Origin of the sequence: Paenibacillus sp. 11B, assembly GCF_030487755.1 — a bacterium.
GTDB classification, from domain to species: Bacteria; Bacillota; Bacilli; order Paenibacillales; family Paenibacillaceae; genus Paenibacillus; species Paenibacillus vandeheii.
In genome coordinates this window covers 78338-89868 of sequence record NZ_JAUKNS010000005.1, presented here as the reverse complement: position 1 = coordinate 89868, position 11531 = coordinate 78338, and the positions used below count along the sequence as shown (strand labels likewise).

Here is an 11531-nt window from a genome sequence, read left to right as displayed (position 1 = left end):
GCATTTCAATCGCATCTCGATCCAATGATGTAAAAAGGATGATTTTACAAATTGGATACAAGTCCAGATTGGACCGATACATCTGATGGCTATAATTACCTCTATTACATCGATGAGAGGAAGCCGGATTCATGCTGCGAGTAGAACAGGTGTCACACACGTTCCGCAATGCACAAGGGATCGTTCCCGTATTGCAGGACATTAACATATCCGTGGGCAAGGGCGAGATGGTTGCACTGCTGGGAAGCTCCGGTTCAGGCAAATCGACGTTACTGCACTTAATGGCAGGTCTGATGAAGCCGGACACCGGCAAGATCCTCATTGCGGATCAGGATATTGTGCGTATGAGTGAGAACCGGTTGGCTGAATTCCGCCGGACACATATTGGCTTTATTTTTCAGGCGTATGAGCTGCTGGCGAACCTGACGATTCGGGAAAATGTGGAGCTGCCGCTCGTATTTCAGGGCATTCGCCCATCACGGCGTAAGCAAAAGGCGATGCACCTACTGGAACAGGTAGGCCTTGTCGGCAAGTCCGAGTTATTCCCTTCCCAGCTATCGGGAGGACAGCAGCAGCGCGTCAGCATTGCACGTTCACTTATTACGGAGCCGTCTGTCATATTTGCAGACGAGCCTACCGGGAATTTGGATACGCGCACGGAGGAAGAGATCATTTCCATTTTGCAACAGCTGAATCGGGAGATGGATACGACATTTGTCATTGTTACGCATGAGGCGGAAGTGGCGGAGCAAATGCAGGTTGTCATTACATTGCAGGACGGATGCTTGGTGAAGGGTGGCCAGTCCAAGGCAGTAGAGCAAGGAGAGCGGTTGTGAGAATTCTGGATGTGTTGCGAATGTCATGGGGACAGATTGTACGCTGGAAGGTGGTTACCTTACTGTGCATGATTGGTCTGTCCATCGGATGTGCCGCCATGATTATTGCATTAAGCGTGGGGCAGTCGGTACAGGTCTATGGTGAGAAAACGTTAAACGAGAATTACAAAATGGATGAGATTACAGTATCTCCGAATGAAGGCATCAACTCGGGGGGGAGCGGGAGCAGTGGGCAAACGTCTACCTTTGAACGCGGAGCGCTAACGGCTCGGAAAATCGATATTATTGCCAGCCTTCCGCATGTCGTCGCCGTTGCTCCGATGCTGAAGCTGGATATGTTGGAGATGGCAACGCTGGATGGCAAGAGCTCCAATGTGGAAGTCATTGGTACAGAGCTTGGGTCATTAAGCCGTTTTGGCTACCGTTTTGACAAAGGGGGTGCATCGGGAATTAGCGGAGCCGCTATTGCAAATTACGGTGCAACCTTCGGACTTGTGGACGCCGAGGTCATACGTGAACTGAATGCCAAGCTCATGGAGGATTCGTTTAATGACGAGTTTCTACAGCAATACATGGCGTTGATGTCTACTCAAACGGAGCTGTTTCAGGCACAGTTTAATCTTAAATATCAGGACATGAATGATGCGTCCAAAGTCAAAACAAGCTCACCTTTGCGAGTGACAGGGGTGCTGAAAGTTCCTGGCGGCATGAGTGAGAATAATGCCATGTATGACAAAAAGGTCTATGTTTCCCTCGAAACCGCCCGGATGCTCGCCGAACAGTTCCAGAGCAGTCAGGCACAGGCCGCGGCGGCAGGACGACTGAACTCGGCGCTCGTAAAGGTGGAGGACAAGAAATATGTAGCACAGGTGCAGGAGCAGATTCAGAAGCTGACGCTGATGACAGACAGTAATCTGTATCAGGAGCAGGCAATGAAGGGACAGCTCGGTATGTACCAGAAGGCCGCTATGGGCATTGGAATATTCGTCATGCTGCTGGCTTCGCTGTCCATTATTGTTGCGATGATCATGTCCACGCATCAACGACGCAAACAGATCGGTGTCATGAAGGTGCTGGGAGCCAATCTGTGGCAGATCCGGCAGATGTTCATTACAGAGGCCGCTGTACTTGGCGTATTGGGCGGAATTGTCGGTGTCTTCATCGCTTATGGAGCCATCCAGGGGGTAAACGGACTGCTCCAAGGGCAAGTCTCGATGGAGGCAAGCACACCTCTCCAAGTGGTCATTCAGACGTCAGCTCTGCCTGCTGGAATAGCGTTTGCGGTATTAACCGGAGTGCTCTCGGGAATCTATCCGGCGATTAGTGCCTCGCGTACGAATGCGTTACAGGTGATTAAATCGGCATAAATGAAGCAGAGAGATACAGAGAATGCAAAGTTTAAAGATTGAACAGACAGATTCAACGAGGGGACATACGGCAATGAAGAATTCGGCAATAAGCAAATGGATAAAGAGAATCATCATGATCGGACTGCTCGCGGGTGTTGGATATTTCCTATACCAACAATATAAACCGGTACCCGAAGCGCCCATTGAGGCACCGCAGCCCATCACATTTGAAGTCACTCAGGAGACGGTCACGCAGGAAATTCAGGTCAAAGGCAAATCGGTTTATGCCAAGCAGACAGATGTTTATGCTCCTTTTGCCTCGAAAATAAAGCAGTGGAATGTGGAGAATGGGGAGCCCATTCGTAAGGGAGCCGTTATGTTCTCGCTTGATTCGAAAGCATTACAGACAGAAGTGCAGCAGTTGGAGACCGATATTGAGAAATCGAGGCTGGAAGCTCAATTGAATGAGATTGGTCTTAATCAGGGAAACGGTTCCGAGCCATTAGGGGTCACCGAAGAAGAGCGGAAGAAAGCCTTCGCCGAGCGGGAGACCAAACGACTGACCAACGAAATGAACAAGGAATCCATCGCTGTGAAGGAGCAGGAGGTTCAGGCAAAGAAGGCGGTTATCGGTTTATCCACCGTGTATGCGCCGGTATCCGGCGTGTTTCTGATGAATGATACGGAGACCAAGACACGTATGATGAGCGAAGGTCAGTATGTGGGTACTATTGTAGATACGGGCAAATTGCAATTTGTGGCGACCATTAGTGAGCAGGACATTTTCAAAATTCAAACTGGTATGCCTGTAAGCGTACATATGACGGGCAATAAGGAGGTTGCGTTAACCGGAAAGGTCAGCAAAATCTCCAAGTTTGCCAAAAAGGGAACGGAAACAGATCTCAAGCAGCCTTCCCAATTCGATATTGTCATTGATCTGAAGCCAAACGCCAAGTTGATCGGTGGATTAAGTCTGGAGGGCAAGATTGAAACGCTGCGCAAGGAGAAAGCGACGGTGGTTCCCACGCTGGCGGTCATGCGTGATCAGGATATGGCATATGTAATGCTGGATCAAGGCAACGGGCAATATGCTCAGCAGACGATTCAAACAGGAATCGAGACAGATGACAAGACGGAAGTACTGAACGGTTTGAAACCGGGGGATATTGTAGTGCTTCCATAGAAAGAGAGCATGAAAATATACGATGTGAATTAGCTCATTACGGGGGATAAGTCCGTGATGAGCCTTTCTTATGGCTTGGGCAGGCACATCTCAAAATCCCTGCCTGATTTATGGAATTAATTATAATATAATTTAATAAATTCAATTTACAGTAATATTTACATAGAGTATAATCAGATTCATAAGGAGGTGGACACGCGATGTGAGGTTTGTATCGAGGGTAGCCTTTTTTTAAAACCTCTAAAAGTAAGCGCTTACTAAATTGAAGTCTGAGTAAAGCTTTGAAAGCCGTTCACCGAAGATCACCCGCACACACCTACAGATGTTATCCCCCTTGATTTGTCACTTAACCTCAGTGTAAGACACAATCTCTGTTTCTTGTTACAGTTCAGGCTCTATTGTTGTTGACCTACGCTTGTCCCAATTTGACTGCATTCATGGAGGTGAAGTTCCAACAGCTCATCATTATGTTCTCTACCGTGCATAGCATCTTGCCGACACAGAGGATCAGACATGAGTATATACCCAATCCAACCACAGGAAAGGTGGAACCCTAATGACAAAATCGAAAACCTTATCGAGAGGCGGAAAAGTCCTTCGCAGAAGTGTGAAACAAATGCTGGCAGCAACGCTGCTCGTAGCGGGCATTTTCCCGGGCATGGCTCCAGGAGTGAGTCAGGCGGCTGAAGCACATGTGGATAATCCGTTTGTCGGAGCTACGGCGTATTTAAACCAGGATTATTCCGCTCTCGTGGATACGTCCATTGCTCTCACCAGTGATGCGTCGTTAAAAGCCAAGATGGAAACGGTCAAATCCTATCCAACGGCAGTCTGGATCGACCGTATTGCCGCCATTCATGGTGGAACAGACAATGCTGGACGCAAAAGTGTGGAGCAGCATCTGGATGCCGCTTTGGCACAAAAGAAAGCAGGCACTCCGATTACCGCTTCATTCGTTATCTACAACTTGCCTGGGCGGGATTGCCATGCGCTTGCGTCCAATGGTGAACTTCCACTAACACAGGCGGCGCTGCAGACGTATAAAAATGATTATATCAATGTAATCGCCGATATTTTTGCAGAACCTAAGTATCAGGACATTCGCATCATCGCCATCATTGAGCCGGACAGTCTGCCCAATCTGGTAACCAACCTCAGTACACCAGCCTGTGCCCAGGCGAGTTCAACAGGCATCTACGAAGCTGGCGTGAAATATGCCTTGGAAAAGCTGCATGCCGTTCCGAATGTGTACAACTACCTGGATATTGGTCACTCCGGCTGGCTTGGTTGGGATAACAACCGTACAGGTGCAATTTCGCTCTATACTAACGTTGTCGAAGGAACAACGGCAGGTCTGAGCAGCGCAGACGGATTCATCACGAACACAGCGAATAGCACACCGCTGAGCGAACCGAATTTGACCAACCCGGATCTGAACATCGGCGGACAACCGATCAAGTCCTCCAAGTTTTATGAGTGGAATCCGTACTTTGACGAAACCGATTTCACTGCGGCACTGTATAGCGGATTTGTACAAGCAGGTTGGCCGGCCAGCACGGGCTTCCTTATTGATACCAGCCGCAATGGATGGGGCGGGGTTAACCGTCCAACGTCTGCCACAGGCAGTGATATTAACACGTACGTGAACTCCGGGCGTGTGGATAAGCGGGATCACCGGGGGAACTGGTGTAACAACAGCGGAGCAGGCATAGGTGAAGCGCCAAAAGCAGCACCAGGACCAGCCCATCTGGATGCCTATGTATGGGTCAAACCTCCAGGGGAATCTGATGGATCCAGCTCGGAAATTCCGAATAACGAAGGAAAAGGCTTCGACCGGATGTGTGATCCAACATTCACGACTCGTGATGGTGTATTGACCGGTGCACTGCCTAACGCACCGGTGTCGGGTCACTGGTTCCATGATCAATTCGTCATGCTGGTGCAAAACTCATTCCCTGTTCTTCCTGCCAGCAATGGTGGAGGGGGTGCAACGACAGCTCCAGCAGCTCCGGCAACACTGTCTGCGACAGCGGGCAACGCACAGGTTTCCCTGAGCTGGACCGCCTCCACAGGTGCGACCAGTTATAACGTGAAGCGGGCGTTGAGTGCATCGGGTCCATTCACGACGGTTGCTGCGGGCGTGACCGGAACATCGTATGCCAACACAGGTCTGATCAATGGTACAACCTACTATTATGTGGTTAGTGCCGTAAATGCTGCAGGTGAGAGTGCCAATTCGGCTGTAAAAAGTGCTGTACCCATTGCAGGTGTGAATGCTCCTGCTGCACCAACAGCACTGACAGCTACGGCTGGCAATGCGCAAATTAGCTTGTCCTGGGCGGCTTCTGCAGGTGCGACAAGTTATAACGTGAAGCGGGCGTTGAGTGCATCGGGCCCATTCACGACGGTTGCTGCCAACGTGAGCGGCACCTTCTACACGAATACGGGTCTAACCAATGGAACGACCTATCATTATGTGGTTAGTGCCGTGAACGCTGCCGGGGAAAGTGCCAATTCTGCCGCAGCTTCCGCAACACCACAAAGTGTGGTTGTCCCGACCAGTGATCTGGTTCTGCAATATCGTGCGGGAGACACGAACGCAGCAGATAATCAGATCAAGCCGTTCTTTAACATCAAAAACGTAGGCAACACAGCTGTAAACCTGAGTGATCTGAAAATCCGTTATTACTTCTCCAAAGAAGGCACCGCAGCAATGGACTCTGCGATCGACTGGGCACAGGTGGGCGGTGCTAACATCCAGCGCACGTTCACCGATTCCTATGTGGAGCTCAGCTTCACTGCTGGAGCAGGTTCGATTCAGGCAGGTGCACAATCCGGGGATATCCAGCTTCGTATGTACAAAACGGACTGGAGCAATTTTGATGAATCCAATGATTACTCCTACGATCCAACCAAAACATCCTATCAGGACTGGAACAAGGTAACTCTCTATAAAGGCGGCACTCTGGTCTGGGGCATTGAGCCTTAATAGGAATGTTATGCAGTTGGTTCGGTTGTGAAAAATGAAGTTCGCTGATGGAAGCATGTAAGAGCCGCTTGAAGATCCGAAATTAGGGATGTGTAAGCGGACGAATGAAGCAGGGCTGTCCTCTGATCATGGAAATGATCTGGCGACAGCCTTCTTTCTTTTCTAACGAACAGAGTAGACGCTATATAGGTGATTTGGTGTAGTTGGAAATTCTAACGAATCCTAGACACGCTAATCAGTAAATTGGGGTGGATTTAGCCCCGCTTAGACCCGTTTTGGTCCGAATAAGGTTACTGAGGTTCGTTAGGATTCGTTGTTTGAGTTTTACGCCCTAATAGGGTGTGTGAGATTCGTTAGATAAGAATTGGCGGTAAGCCTGAGTCTTCCTTCGGACAGATTCGTTCGTCGGTTTGATTCCCTAAATGTCTTCTGAACAACACTGAATATTGATCGTTTTGGACGGATATTTGCCTTTGTCGCGGCAGGTAGGATGTCTATAATAATACCCGATGGGCAGGGCGGAGCTGCTCTGATGGAGAGGCAATGGAAGGGGGACGGAATCGAAGAAGTCTGAGAAGTCTGTTCAAGCAGATTATTCTCTCTTATTTTTGTAAGCGCATTCAGTTAAATTTGAAGGATATGAATGTCTGTAGGATTGAAGGATGCCGCAACGATCCAAACACAACCACAAGCATCACCCATTCTATCTCAAGGAGAGTGAAGGTCGATGAAATCCAAAACAACAGCGCCGATACATAAAGGATCGGTTTCAGGTATGCACTCCAATCGTAAAAAGGTACGTTTGCCACTTGCAGCCAAAATGCTGTCTTCGGCACTAAGCGTTGCTTTGCTGGTTGCGGGAACAGCGGGTGCGAGCGGAGCAGCAGCTTCCAATGAGAACAGAGCGGCTGAAGCCAGCCTGCAGTCACATAAGGGAGGTGGTTCTTTGAAAGACATTCAGCTTGAATATTTGGATCGCGGTCTGGTCGCGGCGTCTTCTTCGGAGGGTGTTTTTCTCAGTTGGAGATTGCTTGGTGATGAGGCCACAGGGTATAGCGATAAAGGTCTGACAGGTACAGACTTTAACGTATATCGTGATGGCAAAAAGATTGCTACGGTAACCGACAGCACCAACTATGTTGATGCCGCAGGCAAATCGTCGTCCCGTTATGAAGTGGCAGCAGTAAGCCAGAAGGGCAAGGAGAGCAAACGCAGTGCATCCGTCAAACCTTGGGCGAACGGCTACGTCGATATTCCTTTGCAAAAACCGGCCGATGGTGTGACGCCAGTGGGAGAAGCTTACTCGTATTCTGCGAATGACATGAGTGTGGGCGATGTGGACGGGGACGGACAGTATGAGTTTTTTGTAAAATGGGACCCTTCTAACGCCAAGGATGTCTCGCAAAAAGGCTACACCGGTAAAACGTACGTGGATTGTTACACGCTGGACGGACAATTGTTGTACCGAATCGATCTCGGGGTCAACATCCGTTCGGGTGCTCATTATACACAGATGCTCGTTTATGATTTTGACGGGGATGGCAAGGCTGAGATGATGTTCAAGACCGCTCCGGGCACCAAGATAATCCAATATAACAAAAAAGGAAAAGTGACGTCCGAGAAATACATCACCCTTCCGAAGCAGGATCGCAAGGCTGGTTACTCTAATGAAGATGATTTCCGTTTAAGTGCAGATGGCTACTATGATCATGTCGTGGATATGTTCAAGAATTGGCATAAGCATGAAGAGGTCGTGAAGGGCAACTGGCCTGCTACGCTGGAGGAAGCTTTTGGGATGGAGAAAAAGTATAGTTATCCTTTGTCTCAGAAGGATGCTGAGAGCTTGGCCGATTACTTCATCGATGTGTATGCACCAAGCCGCAGTGCCAAGAATGAGCTGCGCAAGTTCGAAGGCTTCATCGTAGATGGGCCTGAGTATGTAACGGTGTTCGAAGGAGGGTCAGGCAAAGAGCTGGAGACCATTCCTTATGAGCCGGGACGACAGGATGATGGATTGATGTGGGGCGATTACGCGATGGCGCGTATTGAACCGGCGAACCGGGTAGATCGTTTTCTGGCAGGCGTGGCATATTTGGATGGGAAGAAACCATCAGCAATCTTTGCACGCGGGTACTACACACGTTCCACACTGGTCGCCTACAACTGGGATGGCAAAAAGCTCAAACGTGAATGGAAGGTAGACAGTGGTTGGACACCGATGAAGAACCCGTTCAATGACGGTCCGCATGGGGTGGACGGTACAGATCCGGTGTATGGCTCAATTACAACGCAAGGCGCGCACTATTTCAGTGTGGCTGATGTGGATGGAGACGGCAAACAGGAGATTGTGTACGGCTCGGCCACGATTGATCATGATGGCAGTGTGCTGTACAGCTCCAAGGACCTGATGCCTGCGGAGAGCGCCGCTCCGGGAACGATTGCGCGTCTGGGCCACGGGGATGCGCTTCATGTAGCGGATATTGATCCGGATCGTCCGGGACTTGAGATCTTTATGGTGCATGAGGGTGGTCCTTGGGCGCCATACGGATATTCCCTGCGGGATGCGAAGACTGGGGAAGTGATTTATGGTGGATACACGGGCAAAGATACCGGACGCGGTATGATTGGTGATGTGGATCCGACCCGCCGTGGGCTGGAGACTTGGGCCGTGGGATTATGGACAGCCAGCGGTGAGAAAATAAGTGATAAAGCCCCTGGCACCAATATGAACATTCGCTGGGCAGGAGATATGACAACTCAGATCGTGGACGGTGCCATCGATGTCACACCTACGATCAAGGATTGGAATCGGGGCACGCTGCTGACCGCAACCGGAACATTGACCAACAATTATACCAAGGGTACGCCATCTCTCGTAGCGGATATCTTTGGGGATTGGCGGGAAGAGATGCTGGTCAGAACCGAAGACAGCTCGGCGATCCGCATCTATCTGAGCACCGAGAAGACAGATCGCAAACTGTACACGCTGATGCATGACGCGATGTATCGTGTCGGCATTGCCGGACAGAACAGTGGGTACAATCAACCGTCTTACCCATCCTTCTACATGGCATCGGATATCGACTGGTCTAAGGTTACACTGCCCAAGTTCCACACGCCCAAGTCGGGTAAGGGTGGAAAGTGAGAAGTAAGAGATGATAGATGATAGATGATAGATGATAAGTGATAAGTGATAAGTGATAAGTGATAAGTGGCCCAAAACGTAGATGATATGATCCTCTGAAGGTTGGGCTTGAAGAACGCAATACCTGTATGGTGATATAGCGGAACTCTGGAGTAACCTCGGTGCGTTTAGGCGTACGGGAGGTTACCCGGAGTTTTTTTGAAATGGCTAAACCGACGCGACTGACGGCATCATCATTCCAAATGTTTTACGGATGCAAAATCTTGAATGGTGTATTTCCCGTTCTCATGGATCAATGTGGTGATGGAGCATTCGGGAATCAGTTGACTTTGCATGGCTATAAAGTCAGGATGCCAGACATTAAGTTCCTGCTCTGAAAATGTGTTTACGAGAAAATCCGTAATTAACCCGCCGTGAGTAACGATAACGATATAGCTTTCTGGTGAATCTACATTCACCAATTCCGTTAGGGAAGAGGCCAAACGTTCGCCTGCCTGCTTAGATGAGTCGCCTACGGGTGGCAGGAAGTCTGGATCGGATGTGCATCTGTCCCACATCGCAATGAATTCTTCGAAGGTTTGTTCAGGCAGGTCACCCCAGTTGGCGCGTTCCCGCAGACGCTGGTCCTCAGTCACTGTCACGTTTGTTTGGAGAGCAATATGCGCCGCTGTGTCGATTGCTCTTCGAAGTGGGCTTGCGATGATCTTGGTGACAGGTACATTAGACAAATAAAGTGCTGTTGACTTAGCTTGTACTACTCCTTCGGATGTGAGGGGTACATCTCCAATTTGCTTTTCTTTGACCCCATGTCTCACCAGAAAAAATGTAGTTTTCATCCCTCAAGACCTCCTGCTTATAGATTGGATAAAAAAATGATTAGATTTATAGCTAATTATATAATTATCTAATTTATAATCGCAATGTTTTTCATTTACATGATGCTATACATCGCCAGGACTTGCTACAATGGAGAAAAGTGAGGATCGTTGAAGCAACGGAGGTGCAAGGCATTGGAAGCAAAACAGTGGACAGGCAGTCTGTTTCAGGAGAAACTGCGCATGGAGGACTATGGACCGCGTTTCTATGCGTACTATTACAAGCAATGGGACAACTACCAGATGTCCTATCACGATCATGATTCCACGGAGATCATGTACATCATTTCGGGAATGTGCCGGGTCGATGTACAGATGCCGAATGGGAGTTCGGAACAGGCTGTATTGAAAAAAGGGCAATTCATTCTGCTGGACGCGGGGGTTCCGCACCGTCTGCTGGTGAAAGATGGCGTCCCGTGCCGCATGCTGAATGTGGAATTTGGAGTTGCCAGATCGGAGCCAGGACAGCCTTCCATTCGCCAGATCGCGCTGGAAGAGGATGAAGTCCATGCTTTTCTAACACAAGACTCGCCTTATCTGGTCCTGCCTGACCCGGAAGAGGTGTATCACATTATGAAAAGCCTGGTGCTGGAGCTGGATCAGCGCGGTCTGATGGAGCAGGGACGACCTTCTGCACCCATGCGGATTATTCCGCCGGAGGAACGCTCACATCATCGCGAAGCCCGGGATCTGAAATCCCCTGAGCAGGGGACGCTGGTACGTACACTTTTTATCCAACTGCTGGTTAGGGTCGCACGACTTCGAGGGGAGATCAATCGAAGTGCGCTGGATCAGACGGAGCTGTACGTGAAACGTACGATTGAATTCATGCATCACAATATGGATCGCAATATTCAAATGAAGGATATCGCGGCAGCGGTGAATCTGCATCCGGGGTATTTGCATCGTATTTTTCGCCAGCACACGAAGCGCACACCTACGGATTATCTCACAATGCTTCGAATGGAAAAGGCGAAGATGCTGCTGCAACAGACAGATATTCCAATCTCCGAAATTTCCGATTACGTGGGGGTGGGGAGCAGACAATATTTTCATATGTTATTCAAGAAATATACGGGCCGAACTCCGGTTGAATTCCGTTCCTTGATGGAGCGACATGTCAGTCATTATCCCGCTGAAGAATAAATCGTGCA

General features: G+C 49.4%; 7 protein-coding genes. 6 read left to right on the top strand and 1 reads right to left on the bottom strand.

All coding sequences use genetic code 11. The annotated features are described in order from the left end of the window. Positions 1-131 precede the first annotated feature (131 nt). The 5 genes from Q0V21_RS22550 (at position 132) to Q0V21_RS22530 (ending at position 9502) form a co-directional block, all read left to right on the top strand. A complete protein-coding gene (locus Q0V21_RS22550) occupies positions 132-836 on the top strand; it encodes an ABC transporter ATP-binding protein (RefSeq protein WP_079349907.1) in 705 nt (234 codons plus the stop codon). Then, positions 833-2203 carry an ABC transporter permease gene (locus tag Q0V21_RS22545; RefSeq protein ID WP_301880708.1) on the top strand — a complete coding sequence of 457 codons (1371 nt, stop codon included), beginning with the start codon at positions 833-835 and terminating at the stop codon, positions 2201-2203. Before Q0V21_RS22550 ends, Q0V21_RS22545 begins: the two co-directional genes overlap by 4 nt. A 73-nt stretch (positions 2204-2276) precedes the next feature. Next, positions 2277-3368 (top strand): efflux RND transporter periplasmic adaptor subunit, encoded by a 1092-nt coding sequence (locus tag Q0V21_RS22540; protein WP_301880707.1) that lies wholly within the window; start codon positions 2277-2279, stop codon positions 3366-3368. Positions 3369-3924: 556 nt separating this feature from the next. Continuing rightward, entirely contained in the window at positions 3925-6357 is a 2433-nt protein-coding gene (locus Q0V21_RS22535) for a glycoside hydrolase family 6 protein (protein WP_301880706.1), read from the top strand. 727 nt (positions 6358-7084) lie between these two features. Beyond that, positions 7085-9502, top strand: coding sequence for a rhamnogalacturonan lyase (locus Q0V21_RS22530; RefSeq protein ID WP_483312384.1), 2418 nt, complete (start codon positions 7085-7087; stop codon positions 9500-9502). Positions 9503-9735: 233 nt separating this feature from the next. On the opposite strand, the gene Q0V21_RS22525 is transcribed toward Q0V21_RS22530, so the two are convergent. After that, positions 9736-10338 carry a histidine phosphatase family protein gene (locus Q0V21_RS22525; protein WP_079349903.1) on the bottom strand — a complete coding sequence of 201 codons (603 nt, stop codon included), beginning with the start codon at positions 10336-10338 and terminating at the stop codon, positions 9736-9738. Between the two features lie 222 nt (positions 10339-10560). Between Q0V21_RS22525 and Q0V21_RS22520 the strand changes: the two genes are divergently transcribed. Beyond that, entirely contained in the window at positions 10561-11523 is a 963-nt protein-coding gene (locus tag Q0V21_RS22520; RefSeq protein WP_079350017.1) for an AraC family transcriptional regulator, read from the top strand. The last annotated feature ends 8 nt before the right edge of the window (positions 11524-11531 follow it).

Coding starts and splice junctions, on each gene's coding strand:
- Q0V21_RS22530 (WP_483312384.1), top strand. CDS start 7,085: ATGAAATCCAAAACAACAGCGCCGATACATAAAGGATCGGTTTCAGGT.
- Q0V21_RS22520 (WP_079350017.1), top strand. CDS start 10,561: ATGGAGGACTATGGACCGCGTTTCTATGCGTACTATTACAAGCAATGG.
- Q0V21_RS22535 (WP_301880706.1), top strand. CDS start 3,925: ATGACAAAATCGAAAACCTTATCGAGAGGCGGAAAAGTCCTTCGCAGA.
- Q0V21_RS22550 (WP_079349907.1), top strand. CDS start 132: ATGCTGCGAGTAGAACAGGTGTCACACACGTTCCGCAATGCACAAGGG.
- Q0V21_RS22540 (WP_301880707.1), top strand. CDS start 2,277: ATGAAGAATTCGGCAATAAGCAAATGGATAAAGAGAATCATCATGATC.
- Q0V21_RS22525 (WP_079349903.1), bottom strand. CDS start 10,338: ATGAAAACTACATTTTTTCTGGTGAGACATGGGGTCAAAGAAAAGCAA.